This window comes from Pseudomonas sp. PLMAX (genome assembly GCF_046042685.1).
GTDB classification, from domain to species: Bacteria; Pseudomonadota; Gammaproteobacteria; order Pseudomonadales; family Pseudomonadaceae; genus Aquipseudomonas; species Aquipseudomonas putida_AE.
Map to the genome: position 1 here is coordinate 2,547,914 of NZ_CP064949.1, position 17,532 is coordinate 2,565,445.

Sequence of the window (17,532 nt, forward strand, 5' to 3'; positions counted from 1 at the left end):
TTGAGCGCCTTTCTCCATAGAGACCCAAAACGATCCTTAAGCTTGGGCAGGAAAGGTAAACCTATTGGGCTATCGCTCCTTCGGTCTTTAACCCGGCTCGGATCGCGCCGTGCGACAATCGAAGCCACGTAGGATCTTGCTAAAGCGGAGTGTTAGAGATGGTCTTTACCTTCACCCTTAAATACCAACTCACGTCTGACGAGAGCGATATCGATGCGCTTGTGGAACGCTTGGCGGAAGAGGGCTGCGATGACGCAATGGTCGGAGTCGGACAACCAGGTCGGTTGGCGTTGGAGTTTGTCCGTGAAGCACCCTCTGCAGATGACGCAATTGAGGGCGCGATAGTAGACGTGCGCCGAGCCGTACCTAATGCACGCTTGATCGAGGCAGTTCTCGCTCCCTGACTGACTGCGGGCGCCATACATTGCGCGGGTGGCTCATGTGAGATTCGATGGGCGGTATGTTCGGCTGCGGAGCTAAAGTTACTTTGGCTATCGCTCTTTCGGGCTTTAGCCCGGCTGCACTTTACCTCCTCACGTGTGGTTTCCGTTGCTATGAGCCGGCAAGCAGTTCCTGCCTGTAGATTCTCAATGGCACCTTACAGATCGGGATAATCATCAAGCTTAAGGCTAGGAGCGCCTCCATGCTCCGGCTCGCGCTTAGACGTGTGTATCACCCCAGCTTCGGCGTCTGCACGCATCTGCTCGAGCTCTTTGTGAAATGCCTTGTCCTGAACCGTGGGTTTGCTGGTGTACGGTTTTCGGTCAGGTACAGGCTGGGCCGCATAGGTCGTTACAGCGTCAGGGTCGTGCTGCAGTTTTTCTTGGACTTGCGACTCCAGCATCGCACGGAGCGCGTTTTTGTCGGGACGGTTAAGCAATTTGTTGCTCCTATTCGGAGGCCAGGCACTAACTATTCGATTGTCATTGAGCAGTTGGTGAGGGCAGGGCCGTTTATAACTGTGGTTGCATCGAAGGTTGGCAGTTACCCCGATGGCAGGTTAACAATTCTGGTAAGCCTACCAAGCCTTAGCGGTCACCGCCTGTGATGAAAACGATGTCATAGCTACAACCTTAGATGAAGCTTTCGAGATGACTGAAGTGGCCAAACATTCACTTGCCGTTTTGGTTGCATGCTCAGAGCCCAGCGATCAGTCGCTCAAGCTGTTCTCGCTCCCATGCACTCAATAGCTCAACAGGATCAGCGCCGTCGCGCTGCCAGAGTCCAAGGGTACCGACTCGACCGTCAGGCGACCCGCAGTACTCGCAGTACTCGCAGTAGTCCAGGGTGTCACAGTCATTGAAGAGGGTGAGTCTCCAGCCATCAATCTCCCCGGGCATGAGGCCATGATAGATCTCGCTTAAGGCTGGATGGAGCTTCGCGTCATGATGCATTTAGCATAACAGGCGACCTTTGATGTCAAATTGATATCAGTCCATACTATGGGTTCATTTTTATGGAGCCCGTCCCGTGTCCTCCGATAGAACACAGCAACTTGAGCAAGCCCTTTTAGCAGTTATCGCAGCAGCCACAAAGATGGGTGTGAGCTGTGATGCACTATGTGCAGAAGCCGTTGGCGGCCTGATGGCAGATCGTTTCTGGCAGTGGTCACTCACGGAGCATAAGCACGGTGCTGCTGATGAGATAGAGGACGCACTAACCAAGCTTCTAATGAAGAGAGTAACCAAGTCGAGCCCGGTCTACCTGGCATCTCAGATGCCGTGAACCAGGCTTTATGAATCGCAATGCCAGACTGCAATAGAGTCGCCATAGCGACAACGAAATCATCCAATGTCCATGGCTTGTGAGGATAGATGCTAGAGGCTGGAATAGCCTCAGGATCGCCCTGGTCTGCGATCACTAGACGCCACTTTTCATGAGCCTGGAGCAGACCCCCTCTCGCTGGGAGGGGCTCTACACCGAATCGCAGACCGCACTGACTTCGTGATCGAGAATGTTCTACCGCTCGAAAATCGCTCAAACACCGTAACGCTTGTTGCCACCTGAAGTAATGCAGTACCGACCGCCTCTTGGCCCGATGCAAACGCTTCCTGAAGAACAAGGGCAGGAGGATCCGTATTCTGGAGTCTGCCTCCGGGTCGGTTGTGATGGCGAAGGCGATGGTTTCAGTTGAGAGGCGACGTAGCAATTCGATCCGCTACAAAGGCTTTTGGAAGAAAGCCATTTCGCAGGTTGGCCATCAATGCTTATACGCACCCAATCATCCCTTTTTTCGAAGACCTGAATTTTGTCTCCACGGCTCAGCTTGGAAATGACTTTTCCGCCTGGCTGATCTCGGATATTGAGCTTGTTCACATTTACGTATTGTTCAACGGTCGAGGCCGTTTTCGGTGAGGAAACTGATGTAGTCGAGTTCAGCGGATTCGGTGTACTCGGGAGGCTCGGTTGCACCTGAATGGAAGGCGTATCTTTTTTGCCTATTGCCCATAGGACAGCGAAAAGAATCAGGAGAGGAACAAACCATGGTGAGATTTCTTGCGCATTTCCTTTGCTCTCGCTGAACAAACAGTGTCCAGCCTGTCTTCCTAACCAGCCTGGCTTCATAAACCTATTGCGAGCTTAGCCAAGCTTCCATTTTCTGCAGCCTACCTAGCTCTAAAAGCTTGGGTTTTCGCAAAGAAAGCGTCGCAAGCAGTCGCTGTCTTTCTCCCTGGGAGGAAAACCATTCAGTTATCTCGACATTACAATGTCTGGACTCGCTGAGTGCCCACTTCCCGATCATGTCCGCTGCAGCCCTTTGGGCTCCTTAGAAAAATCCATCATCGCGCGGCATGGGTAACGAGTAGACGCGTTGAAGATAGCCCTCTAGCTCATCATCATTGAACTAATCATCAGGCGCACGTCCCTAATGTCGTGCTGATAGCCACTCGGTTAGGGCTGTTCGAAGCTCCCCACTCACATACGAAGGTCTGATGAACTATGAAGAGCGAACAGGTAGAAGGTGTAGTAGAAAAGCTGGCCGGCAAGGCTCAGAGCGCGGTCGGCAAACTGATTGGTGATTCGACGATTGAGGCAGAAGGCGGTGGACGCCAAGCTGCTGGTCAACTGACCAAAACCTATGGCGATACACTAGACAGCGTATCTACGTTTGTTAAAGAGAAACCAGTCGCCGCAATTGCAATTGGTGCAGCTATGGTGCTGCTCGTAAGCCGGCTTCTGCGTCGCTGAGCAAGGACGACGGGATCGCTAACTGTGCATTCACCCGTTAATTGTAATTGCCCCCCTCGCACTCCATTTAGAGTCGACCACCGCGAGAGTGCGGGGGAGGTGCATAACAAGCAACACGCATCCGCTCATGCGTTCGGGATCAGAGCGCGGCGAGCAACCGCTCGAGCTGTTACGCTCCCAGGCATTCAGTAGTTCGACAGAATCGGCTCCGTCGCGCTGCCAGAGTTCAAATGTCCCGACTCTACCATCAGGCGACCTGCAGTACTCGCAGTAGTCCAGGGTGTCACAGTCATTGAATAGTGTGAGCCGCCATCCATCAATCTCAACGGACATGAGGCCGTGTTAGATCTCACTCCATGATGGAATGGATCTTCGCATCATGATGCGTTTGCCAAGCACGACGTCCGTCAGCACCTGGCAGACCGCGGGCAGTGACAGGAGAGGTTGTGTTCAAATCATTCTGAGGTCGAGTCATCGCCTGCCGATAGCTAAGCTGCGGTATGAAGTGGCGTCAACAGGGAGTTCGATCCTTCGGGCCAATGGGCCCGGCTAGCCTACACACTCGAGGCCTATTCACTCAGGCGTCATGAGCACCGCTAACGTCATGCTTATGAACTCTTCGTTCTTGGTGATCGTTGCCAGCGCTCCGCGTACGTTGCCGGCGGCCTCAGATGCTCCTCGCTGCTCGACCCAGAGTGTTAGCTCCATGATTGCGGCTTCGAGGGCTAGCTGGTTCTGATTGATTTTGAAGAGTAGGGAAGGGAGTAAGTCTGCGTTTGACATCGTGATTCCTCCGTGAAAGAGGAGAGCCTAGCAGGGGATCGCTATTCCCGTTCAAGCTGCCTAGCATCGGAGGTTACTGCTTCCATGATGGACACCAACTCTTCGAGTAGCTCCGCATAGTAGCGGCTGAGATAGCCGGCAATGGCTTCGTTGCGAAGCATGCGTACGAGATACCCTTTAGCGACAACCAACACCAACATTGTCTCGCCCAGCGTGTCTTCAACCTGCTTGTAATCATGTTGGAGGTTCTCCATCTCTCGTTCCATACGGGCAATGTCGACGGCGCTGACGTCGCTTAGCTTTTTCTTAACCTCCACCAGCATCTCTGGTCGCGACGCCGCCAAGACCATCCGAGCGTAATTACGCGTAAAACAGTTGGCTGAGATCATCATCTCAACGGTTTCTATCTGTCGGAGAGGCTTCATCAGTCGAATGGCTCGAAACACATCCTGCGATACCATGCGCACCTTGAGCATTTCCGCAACCTCCGGAGCAATGCCTTTCAGTAATTTTTCTCTCTCATGAACCTTTTCCACATTCATCCCAAGCACCGCAGCAATACGAGAGGCTTCAATGCCCTTCTTCAGAGCGGAAATGATCATTTTATGTTCTTGAATTGGTGTCAGTCGATTGATTTGCCGATTGTAAGTGAAGCCCTCATCATCGGTAGAAATCAGGCATAGCGGCTCAATCGCCCCCAATTCCTTGAGTGCCTCTAAGCGAAAGTGTCCATCCAAAAGCTGAACGAGGATATTCCATCCGCGATGATCGGTTTGGGGTGAACCACCAACGGCTCAACGACTCCGAGCTCCCTTATTGAGCTCAGAATGCTGGCGTACTTTTTACTTCCGGGTATCAACTGTTCGACCTTACGCGAGGGAAGTATTCGATCTAGAGGAATCGCAATGACACGCTGCTCGAATGCCTGCTTGATCTCTGTCATCACTGCGTCTCTCCGATAATCCGGTCAGCCAGGGGTTCTGGCATGTCCGGCATTTCTTCGTTTCGAAGCAGCGTCCTGAAGTAATCATCGGCCAGCAGTTTGCGCATTGTCGTGACAATGATTAGCAGCCGTTGCTCATTAATATCCGACTTCTTGATCATCACTTTTTGGCGACGAACTTCTAGCTGATAGGCATGCAAAAGCTTTTGAGGTGTCGGCTTTTCGGTGTGTGGCGCTTGCTGTCCATAGCGCTTACCGAAGGTTTTCCGTTTATCAATCAGGCGACGAACCCTCATCAACTGCTCGCCTTTGAGAACTCCGCTTTCGTAGGCTTCCATCATGGCTTTTTGGAGATCGACATCCTTAGAGCGAGCAATTTCCATCGCCAATTTTATGGATAACCAACCTTTCTCGACCGCAGCGATTAGGCGCTCTTCTCCCTGGCGCAACAGAATAAGAATTCCGTGTATGTAGCCTGAATCCAAGCAGGTTTTGTCAGCTATCTGCTGGCAGGTATAACCACGATCCGAAAGAATTTGAATTGATGTCAAAAGCTCGCGGTTCGTATGTTTTCGCCGTGCCAGGTTTTCAACCAAACCGATCAGGTATCGATCTGCTTCGCTGGCGCTGACCACGATGCAGGGGATATTTTTTTTTCTCCCCCAACGCTTGAAACGCTTCGAAGCGACCCTGGCCACAAACAATTTCAAAGGGTTCGATGCCGCTGGTCGTCGGTGCAACGGTAATGGGACGCTTAAGACCTAGTGCTGATATGTTCTCAACCAGCCTGGCGAATACTTGTCTGTTGCGCGCTCGTGGATTGAGCACCCGAATATCTTCAAGTGGAATGAGTTGAATTGTCGTCTCTTCCGCAATATGCATCGGAGCCCTACGGTGGGTTTGAATCGCGGTCATGCGACCCTCCTGTAATCACTGCGGCGTGACAGTTCAGAGAGGATGTCCAGCGTTTCAAACCGATAGATTTCAAGGCTGGCCTCATTGCTTTCGGCAAGTCGAAGACGAGGGGTCTCAATGTCGATAGCCGGCAGAATGTAGTAGTCCAGAGCCGCTTCTTCTTGCTCCTTCATCCGCACCGCTACGGTTATGTCAGGGCTCAAGCCGAAATCAAACCGTATGTTCCATCGCTTAGAGCCTGCAGGAGAGATCTGGCATCGGCTGAGTACGAGAGAGATGGTGACCTCCTCGTTGACCAGCATCAGATCCGTGCGAGGGTCGATCGAAACCTTTCCACCGACCTCCGCTATCTTTGACGTGGTTTGCTCAAGAAGCAGCGGGTGCATCTGTCTAAGGCGCTTGTTTGCTTCGATGTATCGGTAATCGCGTGCAGGGGTGTACCCAATGAGGGAGTAACAGCGGAGCAGGCTTCCGAAACGATGCTGGTAGGCGCTGCTGGAGGGGCAACCTTCAGCCTCATCAATCACCAGGCCCGATAGGTATCCGCTGCGTTGGTAGATAGTCTTCAGTACTTGCAACATTTCGTCATCGGGCATCCGGTAGGAACGCGTTTCAATGATCGATTGAGCAGCCTTGAATAAGATCGAATGCACTATAGGGCGGAAGGCGCCATTCGCGCGAATCCACTCTTCAGGTGGGTTCTCAACACGCGTCTGTTTTAGTTTGAAGGAGTTGTGGTTCCAGACGTTATTGCCGACGTATTTTTCGTTGATCAACACCTGGTGCACGGTGCCCCGAGACCACGGTCTTGCGCGGTCGTTGAGTACACCCCGGGCATTAAGCCAATCGGCAATCTCACGTTCACTTCTGCCTTCCTCGACGAACAAGCGATAGATGTGCTGCACTATTTCGACTTCGCCCGGTGGGCCTGGCACCAGAATCACTCGGTCTGTCTGGATGCTTTTGTGTTCGCCTATCTGCAGCTCATTTTTGGGTGAGCCGTGACTATCTACTAACTGCCGTCGGAGCCCAAACCCTGCTGGGCCGCCTTGGCGGTACCCCAACTCGATAAGTCGAGACTGACCCGCAAAGACTTTCACCGACAGTTCGCGGCTGTACTCGCCTGCCATCATCCGCTTCACGCTCTTGACGATGTTGGAGACAGGGGATCCGTCGTTGGTGAATTGCTCTGCACAGTATTGAACGGAGACTCCGGCTTGGCGACAGCGAACCTCATAGCTCGCGCTCACGTCAGGATCCTGGAAGCGTCCCCAGCGGCTGACGTCATAGACCAGGACAGTCGAGTAATCGGCCTGTCCTTTTTCTACATCAAAGAAGAGCTGTTTGAGGGCGTCACGGCCTTCCAAGCGCAGGCCACTTTTACCTGCATCGGTGTAAACCTTGGTGATGTCTAAGGCGTGCGTCGCTGCGTAAAGGCGGATCGTATCGAGCTGATTTTCTGTCGAGTATTGCTGATGCTCGGTAGACATCCGCACGTAAGCCGCCGCCATGGCCATGCTTGAACCATTGTTATAGGTGCTCGCGCCAATGAGAGTTTGCATCGGCAAGTCCTCAACCTGCTCACGGCTACACGGGTAACGCCAAAGCCGTGATCAGCCACAGCGTTTTTTCTGAATGGCTCTTTAGAAGGTAGAAGATCGGGGAGATAAAAGTGTTCACGAAAACGGGTAATTCTTTTCTGGCTCAAAAGCAGTATGCAGCTGAGATCGCTAGAGCTCTTCATACGGAACTTGGTGAAACGCATCAGGCGGCGAAAACACTGATGCGTTGGACGAACGCAAATGAGCGGACAGTCAAAAACTGGATGGCCGGGAGCAATGGCCCACGCGGGGAGCACTTGGTGGCATTGGTCAAGCACTCTGACCTAGCCCTGGCTGCCTTCCTTGAAATGGCGGAGAGACCACTTGCGCTCACTGCCTCAGAGCTACCAACGCTTAGACAGAAGCTTCAGGTGATGATTGAGGGAATTGATTCATACCTTTGTGAAGGGGAAGGGGCAGGTTCTGATTGATGATGTGCATGTCATCGGAAACTGACGCAGACCACTTGCCGTGGTGGCATATGGCCGCTAATAGTTATGAGGTTTGAGGAGAGGGTGTGAAGATGATTTCGAGATTCGTTGTTGTCCCAGCAATCCCGAAAGAAACGGGATCAATGCGCATCGGAATGAGCTTTTGCAAGAATGCGCCCATAGGTTTCGACATCTATGACAACGAAGAGAAACAACGTCTAGCGACAACCTATCAAGCCCGAGAAGTAGCGGAGGAGGAGTGTCAGCGATTGAATCTGGCGAGCCTTTAAACGCACTTCCAAACGAGAATCCACGACTGCGCTCTAGGCATTCATCAATCTCAAAAAGGAGTGTGCATGGCTTTCAGAAAGGAGTGGATCAAATGATCAGGGGCGTACGACTTACACCAGTCTGACGAGGATGCTGGGCATTCAGGAGCGAGCAAACAGCCTCTGCCTCTACCCTGGCCTTGAACACACCGTGCTTGCTAGCAGAGCCTCCCTCGACGAGATCCACAACCCGATACTGCTTGATGCCATTATCCATTCTGGTTGTTTCGATGACCCTGAATCTTGAATGCATGGTGCGTTCCCTGATGAAACTGGTGCTTAAGGAGTACCGGTATGACTCCATGATTTCAACGATTATGCAGGACTGAGCTGAGACAATTTATGACAGGGCGCAATGATTCTCTGCGTGAGGACAGATACTTCGCGGGATGTGGGAGGGGTAGGCTGTGTTCAAACCATTGTGTGTGAATCATCGCATGCCCATAGCTACGCTGTGGTGTGACGCAAATGGAGAGATCGCATCTTCGGGCCAATGGGCCCGGCCTCACCTAATCAGCCGAGCATCTCCTTAGTGATGGACGCGACATTCCTGGCATCGTCTATGCCACGGTGATAGGTACCCCGCCAAACCAGGCCCAACGACTCTACTGTTTGCTTAAGTGATTTAGGTCGATCGTCATATAAGCCGGCATGCCATTTCCTGGCATTGAAATGTGGCAAGCCTTCGAGCAGAGAAGGACATTCAGCCAAGGCTGCATCGCGCTTGAGCTGTCTTGCGTCATAGTCGCCCCAAGATGCCAAAGCCGCGTTTGGATAACTCTCAGCAAATGTTCGTATCTCTTCGCCAACCTCTCGATAGGTTCGGGCACCGTCTACGTCTGCTTGTTGAATGGACGTAAGCTTCGTGCAGAAGTCGGTCAGGGTAGGGTGGATCTGAGGGCGGACGAAACGCTGGAATTCATCGGCGATCTCAAGCGATTCCAGATCGACCACTACCAGGCCAATCTCTATCGTTTCCATCTGTTCGGGCGTGACTATTAGCGGTCTTGTTGACTCCGACTCGTCCACCTCATCGCAGGTTGCCTCAAGGTCGACGCAATACAGATAGCAGTATGGCGCGAGCAAGTTTTGGATGGTTTGAAAGTGAAGCAGCTTTGCTTCGATGCTCATGGTAAGGATGTAATATCTCTTGTCCTGATGAGTCGATTTGGCATTCGACAGTCCATCTGGTGTCGTTGAACACGAGCTGATAACTCGAACAATTTCTAAAAGGTTCCCTCACATCGAGGGCTCGGAATTCAGGCATCAGGTCGTATGACCGAACGTGGCCTCCATGCTTGATCTGCCAAGCAGCAGCTCTGATGAATTGCCCATGACTGAAGACTAGGATGTCCTGAGCATCGTGATCCGCAAGCTTGGCCAACATCGCACCTACGCGCCCGATCAGATGATCGAACGACTCAGCGCCAGGCCCATCAATCATCGCCGCATCTCCGTTCTCCCAGTAGCTTTCCGCATGTGGCTTTCGGTCAGCCTGAGTAGTGCCAGCAAAGCGGTTTGGGCTCAAATACGTAAATTCTTCGACGGGCCAAAATTCGAAAGAAACGTGAGGGAAGCGCGCTGCTGTTGGTAGTGCCGTTGCGATGGCGCGTTCGAAGGGGGAGGAGATGATCAGGTCGGGTGCGGACGTAATGGAGTCGGCAAGCGTCCGAGCTTGAAGCTGGCCTTTTTCAGTCAGCGGTATTGAGTCCGGCGCTGTAGTTGCAAGACCCGCGTTCGCGGCGCTCTCAGCATGTCGGATCAACCTTACGCGTTTCATCACGGCCCCTCGGTTTGATGTGGAGGAACTACTCACTTGTCCTCGGCGGTGCCGCGCTGTTCGTTATTCCAGCCATCAGTCAACTCGTCTATCCGATCCGCAATTTGAGGCGTTTTCGATAGAACAAGACAACGCGTATTGCCGACAAACTCCTCAATCAGATACAGCGAGTCGCCAACATCGAGCTCTAGTTCCTGCAGCGCCTCATCGGGAATTCGAATCGCACCGTCACCATCCCATTCTTCGATGACGATTTTCATAGGTGGCTTTCTCACGTGTGATCTCCGTTGCTTTCAGCCGGCAAGCCGTTCCAGCTTGTAGATTCTCAGCAGCACGTTTTACAGACCCGGGTAATCATCAAGTCTAAGGCTAGGAGCGTCTCCGTCCTCAGACTTGCACTTAGGCGCGTGTACCACTCCAGCTTCAGCGTCGGTACGCATCTGCTCGAGCTCTTTGTGAAATGCCTTGTCCTGAACCGTGGGTTTGCTGGTGTACGGTTTGCGCTCTGGCTCAGGCTTGGCTGCATAAGTCGTTAACGCGTCTGGGTCGTGCTGCAGCTTTTCCTGGACTTGCGATTCCAGCATCGCACGTAGGGCGTCTTTATCGGGACGGGTAAGCAATTTTTTACTCCTTTTGACAATCAGCGATTGGCTCCTTGGATGGTGAAAGATGGGGCGTCCAAGCCATAGCCGTAACCGCATGCGGAGGTTGACTTTATCATTACGAAAAAAACAAAAACAGGACGCATGGCGAGCAAGCGGATGCGGAGAAGCAGGTGCGACATAGTCGAACGTGTTGGAGCGTGGAGCGCAACGTAGGGCCGTGTCGGCACTGGTCATGCCGAATACGATGCATACGTTGTAGCGGGGAAGATGGCTGGCTGCCGCTTCGGCAAAAGGACGCAGAGCCAGCGCGACGGGCTAGGAAATCGTGATAGCACCGTGCGAATCAATTAGCGAAAAAGCAGCGCCAGGACGCCACCCAAAAAAATTATTTTGGCAGTACCCCTTGAATTCAAAAAAAGAAAACGGAGTTCTTATTTGATAGCAAAACAAAAGCAGAGATCTTGGAGCCTTCACCAAATTTTTGCATTCATAGTTTTCAGGTCAGTCGATTCGATTTGGCTTCTGTTGCTTTTGCCTAAAATCCGTTTTTTTTCGTACTGAAAAGTGACGGCCGGAGTGAATGGATTCTTGGCTCGTCGATGGGAAGGACAGATCGTTTGTTCGCGACGTGAGTCGCGGCTAGCTTTTCAAGCCACTCGAAAAGTCAAAACCAGGTTGGGGCCCTAGAGCCTCCGGGATTTGTTTTTCGTGGGTACTACTATCAGTGACGCCGCATGGCCCAGAGAGCAGGCGACGTACAGGAAGAGGCGAATGGCCAATAATGACAGTCAGAGGTAGGTTTCATTGGCGCTTGGATCTGGCGCAAGAAGGTAGGCTTTGGGAAGTAGCCAAGTCACATCTTGGGGCTGCTGCGCTTCAACAAGCGTTAGTAGACCTTCTCCTCAGCTATGGGCCGCCGAAGGTGCGTAGTAACGTCGAGTACCTCAGCCGAGAATGGCTGGGGGACGAAAAGCTTCAGTTGTTGAAGAACGCCTTGGTCGAAACCGACTTGGCGCTCCCCGATTTCGACCAACATCCCGAAAAGGTCGCGCTCTTGTCGTGCTATAGCCAGCACATCGCAACGGGTCTTTTGCTTCTGATGCCTTTGGACAAACTTACTCGAGATCTACGAGGTTTTCGGCTTGAGCACCATTTAGGCATCTGAGACCAAGGAGTGCTCGCCTGGTGCGAGCAGCTGTGCGTACGATCGATGTATGTCTGTTTTGTCACGTCCAGACTGAAGGGCAATGGGAGCGTCTATTCAGAAAAGCAGAATTCGACTTGCTGGGACTTCGTAGTTGAGCGATGACTTGCGGGCTTAGAATGGGGGCGTGGCAAAACCAACTCATCACCCGTCGAAATCGCCAGGCTTTTGAGAACTCCCACGTGGGCTAGATCCGCCAGTTCTTCCTGGGTACGACTCAGCAACGCGTTAACGGACTGCCCTGACTCAGCGCAGAGAGTAATGGCCACGAGAGTGAGAGGATTCACACTGAGTGGGCCACTCAAAGCAGTGATCATCTCTAGGGTGGGGCTCGACTGGGCTCGCTCCAATTTCGAGACATATGTTCGACTGCTGACTTCGGCAAGGTTTCTCTGCGTCAGTCCTTTGCCAGCGCGCATCGCTTTAAGCACAGCAGCAAATGCATTTTTGAGCGACATAAGAGCCAGTCCCTTTGAGCGTCGATGCGTTGGAGAGAGCCATTCTAAAAGAATGGAAGCCTATCACGGTATCGCTGTATTCCACGCTACTGGCCACCTTGCCCCCTCCATTCGTTAAGCAATACACACTTGTCTCTGCCCTGGGCTCAGACCGAAACTGTCATCGACCCTATGCGGAGATCAAGGCCTCTTAATCGGAGCTTTTTTGCTTGAGCTAAAGGGCGAATTGGTAGCCGGTTACTGCAAGGATTTGGGCTCTGGTAAGCTGGCTTCTTTTAGACCGTGATCACCAGTATGACAACGCAATGGAAGCCATCTTGGTTAGGACGACTACTGACACGCTCGAAGCCGTGGCAGCTGACCCTCGAGGGCGACCGGTTAATACTTCGTATCGGCGATCGGATTTATCCTCTCACGGCTGAAAATTTCGCCAGAGGCGGAATTAAACGTGGTCTGGTCTGGACGAATGTGACGGTGTTCGTCGGGCATAAGCTCAGGCTAGAGGGCCTTTCCAACTCTGAACAGCCAACCCTGAGCCAGGCGTTTATCCACCTGGAACAACTCAAGCATCAACGACAGTTCGAAGCGTACTACGCGAAAGTGACCCAGTGGCTTGAGGAGGTCGCTTGTGCGATAAAAACCGTAGATGCTGAGTGTCGTTGGCTCACTCACGACCTGCAGCAGGTGTTATTGGAATCTAGGGCATCGTTGGGTGTTAATGACGCAACGTTAGGTACGCTTTTCGCCCTTCCTGAGGTTCAGTCACTACTGGGAAGTAGATCTTTCCGAGTGAAGTCCCATCTAGACGACTGGGCATCAAATTGGTCAGAGCGGTGGGATGCGCGCAATAAGCTGCATTTGGAGCGCGAGCTCGAAGCATGCGCGACCTTGTTACAGAAGGTCGAAAGCAGGCCGCTCACCGATGAACAAGCCCGTGCAGTCCTTTGTTTCGACAATCGTGTTCAGGTTATTGCATCGGCTGGATCCGGAAAGACTTCGACCATGGTGGCCAAAGCAATCTACGCGGTTCACCGAGAGCTGGTCGCTCCTGCCGCTATCATCATGTTGGCGTTTAACAAGCACGCTGCCACTGAGCTGAAAGCTCGCGTTGCTGAGTCGCTTGTTCGCTTGGGAAAGGAAAACATCGCAATCAACGCGATGACCTTCCACTCTCTGGGCCTGACTATTATTGGAGACGCAACAGGGAAGAAGCCACATGTGCCGGACTGGGCTTGCGAAACGCTCCCTGGGCTCGAAAAGCTGGCGGAATTGATTGATGTACTGAAGGATCAATCAGGGGCCTTCCGTACCAATTGGGATCTCTTTCGCCTAGTCTTTGGCCGCGATCATTCTTCAATACCGATTGCAGATCTGTTTGAGGCTTATGATAACGAAGGGAATGCGCGCCTGGTCAGTCTGAATGGCGACCTTGTGGCAAGCCAAGAAGAACGTGTGATCGCCAACTGGCTGTTCTACAACGGCGTGGAGTATGCCTACGAGAGGCCATACGAGCACGACACGGCTACCGCAGAGCGCAGACAATATTTCCCTGACTTTTACTACCCGAAGATCAATCTATACCACGAGCACTTTGCCTTCGATGCTCACGGTCAGGCACCGGCCCATTTCGAAGGCTACCTAGAAAGTGCCAACTGGAAGCGATCGCTTCACAAATCTAAGGGCACCCAGCTGATGGAGACCACGTCTCACCAGTTGAACTCAAGCCAGATATTCGATCATCTCAAGTTTGAGCTCACTTCGCGTGGGATTGTCCTAGACCCTAACCCTGATCGCCCCCTCCCTAAATCGGGATTGCCGCCGATGGAGCACATGGAGCTCATAAAGGTGCTCCGATCGTTCATCACTCACTTCAAGAGCAATAGCCTCAACGAAAAGACGTTGTATGAGCGCCTCAATGCCCTCCCAGTGAACGCTTTCAAGTACCGCTACCAGATGTTTTTAGAGCTCGCAATTCCAGTCATCAGGGCATGGGATAGGGCATTGCAGATGGAGCGGGGCATCGATTTTGAAGACATGATCAATCTGGCTGCGGAACACCTCGAGCGTGGGCACAAATCTCCTTATCAGCTTGTCATGGCCGATGAATACCAAGATGCCTCGCGCGCCCGCGCTCGTCTGTGCCGAGCATTGGTGGCCGCGCCGCATCGGTTCCTTTTCGCGGTAGGGGACGACTGGCAGTCAATCAATCGCTTCGCCGGCGCTGACGTCTCTGTCATGACAGGCTTTCGTGAGTGGTATGGGCATGGCCAGGTTCTGCATTTAGAAACAACGTTTCGTTGTCCGCAGGCGATTTGCGACGCCTCAAGTCGTTTTGTGTCCAAGAATCCCGCACAACTGAGGAAGAATGTTGTTTCAGTGACACCCGCAATTGGCTCAGCTCTCCAGGCGTACCAGGTGTCAACTCAGGGCGAGGTACGTGACGCAATTGGTCAGTATCTTGAGACGTTATCTACAGGCCTCGTCGATGGCTCTGTGCCGCAAAATCGCAATGGGAAGATCACTGTTTTTGTTTTAGGTCGTTACAAAAACGACCGGCAATACATCCCTGAAGGATGGGGGCATCGGTACGGCGATCGGTTGGAGGTGCGGTTCAAATCAATCCATACATCCAAGGGTGATCAAGCTGACTACGTGATCCTTCCAGGAATGGTGGCTAAGGGTTTCCCAAACCTCAAAGGCGATGATCCAGTGTTTGGTCTGGTCATGCCTGAAGGGGACACCTTCAAGCATGGCGAGGAGCGTCGTCTGTTCTATGTAGCACTGACTCGGGCCCGTCGATCAGTCGCTATGTTCACCGTGTATGGACGGTGTTCGCCATTCCTGGATGAATTGGTGAAGGATGGGGCAGTGACAATCACCAGTATCAAGGGCGAGGCTGTCCAGGAGGATCGATGCCCGGTGTGCAAGGTTGGAGTCATCGTGGAGCGCACTGGAAAATATGGAGACTTCAAGTCCTGTTCAAATTTTCCACGATGCAAATTCAAACCAAGACAAAGTACGTCTTCCCAATCAAAGCGGAGTGCCTTCCAGCGTCGCAGGCTTTGAGGTTGATTGGCCTACAAGTGATGGTCGTCACCCCGTTCGTACTTTCACCATCGTGTTATTGGTGACTGGCCAACCCTCGGCCGCGCCGTGCACCTCGCTGATCGAGCACGGTTATCCAAAGTCGTAGTGAAATACCAAAGCGACGCTGGTAATGTCTTGGCCACGTTCGTCAAACCATTAAGGGATGGAGGCGAAAATAGAAGCCCTGGAGCCGCGAACCTCCGGGGCTTCGTTTTTTAGGGCCGTGCTTAGATCGCCACCATCTATCACACTCAATCAATACCAATCATTTTCTACGATTGAACGGAACCACCACACCGACTGCCGAAATGTCGTTGTTAGTCAGATCAACGGAAACTGGACTACTGGCGCTCTTCAGTTTGGCCAGGTGTACCACTTCAGCGTTGCCACTGAGGTAGCGCATCGGTAAGCCTGTGAGCATTTCGATGTCAGTGTCTGATAAACCGATGTAGGTAGAGACCGCGTTAACTGGCAAGACACCAGAAGAGGCTAGTAGCTCGATTGTACGTCTGAGCAGACGCGTTTGCTCAGGTGCACGCCCATCGTCACCGGGCTCTGCCTTCACGCCCCAGCGAGCTGAGCGACGCTTGAAGAGTAGGCTCTTGGCGTCGTCATCGATCACCCTCAATGCCCATAGCCGCATGACCATCGCTGCCACAGAAACGCCCCAGCGCTGCTTGAGCAGCAAGAGGCTGTCCAAAGTAACCGGACTTCTGACTTCGGCGGCGAACGTCTCGGCAGGGAGCAAGAAGGCTCCTGCGAAACGGTGCGCTTGGTCTTCCATGATTTTGTGCCGTACAGGGTCAGTCGATCTCTCGATACCCTTATGCAAAATCAGGTGGCCCAGTTCATGAGCCAGGTCGAAGCGGCTGCGGAAGCCATTTTGCTTGTCTGCTGAAAGCAGAACGAGCGGACGGCTCAATACCTGACTCCAAGCCGACAATCCTTCAATTGTCGCGACGCCTGTTTCTTCGCGCACCAAGATCACGCCAGCGCCTTCAATCGCCATAGCCAGGTCAGGTATCGCACGTCGACCGAGGCCCCAAAGTTCGCGGCACTCATCAGCAGCTTCTTCAATATCGGCGTTGGTAATTTGGTCAGGATCCGTAAACGTGCGCTTGGGCAGGTTCACTTCCGGAAAGTCCACAAACTCGCCCAACGCCAGTGCAATGTCCTGAGCCCATTCGAGACGTGCTTCCAGCATTGTTCGCGCATTGGCATGCGCCGACGCATTGCTTCGGAATAGGGGAAGTGAGCACTTCTCTGGTATGGGCCGGGTGAACCACTCCGGAGTCACGTTGATGACTTTAGAGAGGTTGGCCAAGGCCTCGGCCTCGGGAGACTGCTGGCCGCTCTTCCACTTGCTCACTGTGGCGGGGGATACCCCAACCATGCTTGCCAGTGCGACTTGAGAAAGTCCGCGAGCCGCAAGCGCCTGTAAAAGCCGCTCCGGCTCAAACCCTGTAATTCCACGACTCATGATTTTGTATCTTGTCCTGTTTCGAGTAGACCTGTTTTGAGCTTTGGCTTCGCCAAGTCGACTTGCTGTGGAGCTTCATCGTAGCGAGTCAGGAACTTGCTCAGCGACTCACGAAAAAGCCAGCCCTTCATCTCTGCGTCCGGCACTGCGATGTGAATTTCCACAGGCACTTCAGGGTGGCTGGTCAATGAACCGCTGAAGCACGCAACGAAAAAGAACGTGCCAGTGGTAATAGGTTCCGGAGCAAAAAGCGACGGCTGGACAAGCTGAGTCATCGCTTGGTTTGCTTCCGCAAGTTGCCGGCGTATGGCGCCGCGACGGATGTTGTTCCACAGCGTCGAGGACATGTTCACTCGACCAAACTTGAAGATGCCGGCCTGGCCCACTACGACGCCATTGCCTTTGAGGGGAATATGAACAGCATCGGCGGCGCGTAACGCCTCCTCAAACGACTCGTTCATATGGAAAGCCCGCATCTGTCCTAGCGCATTCTTCCGATGATTTTTGTCCATGTCTTTTGTAGCCAGATAGGCGCGGAGCGCGCCCACTTCAAGGGCATCCTCGGCACCCATGATTAGGTTCCGTGGAACATTTTGGATCAGCAATTCGGGAATGGAGACTTGGCGGGTTTGGATCATAGAGAGGCGCTCTGGTTTCGTATAGCGGGATTATAGCCTTGAAAAGTTTCGTGTAAATGGTTTTTGAGGAGGTATCGTTCATAAGGCTT

15 protein-coding genes and 3 pseudogenes are annotated in these 17,532 nt (G+C 52.8%); 5 read left to right on the plus strand and 13 right to left on the minus strand.

The window, feature by feature from the left end; all coding sequences use genetic code 11:
* Positions 1–158: 158 nt before the first annotated feature.
* Positions 159–386, plus strand: a pseudogene (locus tag DKB71_RS11800) (hypothetical protein); the annotation flags it as partial.
* Between the two features lie 212 nt (positions 387–598).
* Here DKB71_RS11800 and DKB71_RS11805 read toward each other — a convergent pair.
* Both DKB71_RS11805 and DKB71_RS11810 read right to left on the minus strand, forming a co-directional pair.
* Positions 599–880, minus strand: a complete 282-nt coding sequence (locus tag DKB71_RS11805; protein ID WP_408600490.1) for a hypothetical protein — start codon at positions 878–880, stop codon at positions 599–601.
* Between the two features lie 1,097 nt (positions 881–1,977).
* Positions 1,978–2,565: an SH3 domain-containing protein gene (locus DKB71_RS11810; RefSeq protein ID WP_408600491.1), complete on the minus strand. Its 588-nt coding sequence runs from the start codon at positions 2,563–2,565 to the stop codon at positions 1,978–1,980.
* Positions 2,566–2,940: 375 nt separating this feature from the next.
* On the opposite strand from DKB71_RS11810, the gene DKB71_RS11815 reads away from it, so the two are divergent.
* Positions 2,941–3,189, plus strand: coding sequence for a CsbD family protein (locus DKB71_RS11815; protein ID WP_408600493.1), 249 nt, complete (start codon positions 2,941–2,943; stop codon positions 3,187–3,189).
* A 573-nt stretch (positions 3,190–3,762) separates the two neighbouring features.
* Here DKB71_RS11815 and DKB71_RS11820 read toward each other — a convergent pair.
* The 4 genes and pseudogenes from DKB71_RS11820 to DKB71_RS11835 form a co-directional block, all read right to left on the minus strand.
* Positions 3,763–3,972 carry a hypothetical protein gene (locus DKB71_RS11820; protein ID WP_408600494.1) on the minus strand — a complete coding sequence of 70 codons (210 nt, stop codon included), beginning with the start codon at positions 3,970–3,972 and terminating at the stop codon, positions 3,763–3,765.
* A 41-nt stretch (positions 3,973–4,013) separates the two neighbouring features.
* Positions 4,014–4,915: pseudogene (locus tag DKB71_RS11825) on the minus strand (plasmid partitioning protein RepB C-terminal domain-containing protein).
* Positions 4,915–5,797, minus strand: a pseudogene (locus tag DKB71_RS11830) (ParB/RepB/Spo0J family partition protein). The pseudogenes DKB71_RS11825 and DKB71_RS11830 overlap by 1 nt, the downstream one beginning before the upstream one ends.
* Positions 5,798–5,826: 29 nt before the next feature.
* Positions 5,827–7,392, minus strand: coding sequence for a recombinase family protein (locus tag DKB71_RS11835; protein ID WP_408600495.1), 1,566 nt, complete (start codon positions 7,390–7,392; stop codon positions 5,827–5,829).
* Between the two features lie 110 nt (positions 7,393–7,502).
* On the opposite strand from DKB71_RS11835, the gene DKB71_RS11840 reads away from it, so the two are divergent.
* A complete protein-coding gene (locus DKB71_RS11840) occupies positions 7,503–7,862 on the plus strand; it encodes a hypothetical protein (RefSeq protein WP_408600497.1) in 360 nt (119 codons plus the stop codon).
* Positions 7,863–8,704: 842 nt separating this feature from the next.
* Here DKB71_RS11840 and DKB71_RS11845 read toward each other — a convergent pair.
* The 4 genes from DKB71_RS11845 to DKB71_RS11860 all read right to left on the minus strand — a co-directional run bounded on the left by DKB71_RS11845 (position 8,705) and on the right by DKB71_RS11860 (position 10,591).
* Positions 8,705–9,322, minus strand: a complete 618-nt coding sequence (locus DKB71_RS11845; RefSeq protein ID WP_408600498.1) for an exonuclease domain-containing protein — start codon at positions 9,320–9,322, stop codon at positions 8,705–8,707.
* Complete coding sequence (locus tag DKB71_RS11850) at positions 9,237–9,971, minus strand: histidine phosphatase family protein (protein WP_408600499.1); 735 nt, start codon at positions 9,969–9,971, stop codon at positions 9,237–9,239. Before DKB71_RS11850 ends, DKB71_RS11845 begins: the two co-directional genes overlap by 86 nt.
* A gap of 32 nt (positions 9,972–10,003) precedes the next feature.
* Entirely contained in the window at positions 10,004–10,231 is a 228-nt protein-coding gene (locus DKB71_RS11855) for an AbrB/MazE/SpoVT family DNA-binding domain-containing protein (protein WP_408600500.1), read from the minus strand.
* Between the two features lie 78 nt (positions 10,232–10,309).
* On the minus strand, positions 10,310–10,591 hold the full coding sequence (locus DKB71_RS11860; RefSeq protein WP_408600501.1) for a hypothetical protein: 282 nt from the start codon (positions 10,589–10,591) through the stop codon (positions 10,310–10,312).
* A 796-nt stretch (positions 10,592–11,387) separates the two neighbouring features.
* Here DKB71_RS11860 and DKB71_RS11865 point away from each other — a divergent pair.
* The gene (locus DKB71_RS11865; protein ID WP_408600502.1) at positions 11,388–11,741 is read left to right on the plus strand and encodes a hypothetical protein; all 354 of its coding nucleotides are present in this window, start codon (positions 11,388–11,390) and stop codon (positions 11,739–11,741) included.
* Between the two features lie 92 nt (positions 11,742–11,833).
* Here DKB71_RS11865 and DKB71_RS11870 read toward each other — a convergent pair whose 3' ends face one another.
* A complete protein-coding gene (locus DKB71_RS11870; protein WP_408600503.1) occupies positions 11,834–12,238 on the minus strand; it encodes a helix-turn-helix domain-containing protein in 405 nt (134 codons plus the stop codon).
* Positions 12,239–12,532: 294 nt separating this feature from the next.
* Here DKB71_RS11870 and DKB71_RS11875 point away from each other — a divergent pair, with 294 nt between their 5' ends.
* Entirely contained in the window at positions 12,533–15,304 is a 2,772-nt protein-coding gene (locus DKB71_RS11875; protein ID WP_408600505.1) for a UvrD-helicase domain-containing protein, read from the plus strand.
* A 286-nt stretch (positions 15,305–15,590) separates the two neighbouring features.
* On the opposite strand, the gene DKB71_RS11880 is transcribed toward DKB71_RS11875, so the two are convergent.
* Together DKB71_RS11880 and DKB71_RS11885 are read right to left on the minus strand one after the other, a co-directional pair.
* Entirely contained in the window at positions 15,591–16,805 is a 1,215-nt protein-coding gene (locus DKB71_RS11880; protein WP_408600506.1) for an XRE family transcriptional regulator, read from the minus strand.
* The gene (locus DKB71_RS11885) at positions 16,802–17,443 is read right to left on the minus strand and encodes a hypothetical protein (protein WP_408600507.1); all 642 of its coding nucleotides are present in this window, start codon (positions 17,441–17,443) and stop codon (positions 16,802–16,804) included. Before DKB71_RS11885 ends, DKB71_RS11880 begins: the two co-directional genes overlap by 4 nt.
* Positions 17,444–17,532 lie beyond the last annotated feature (89 nt).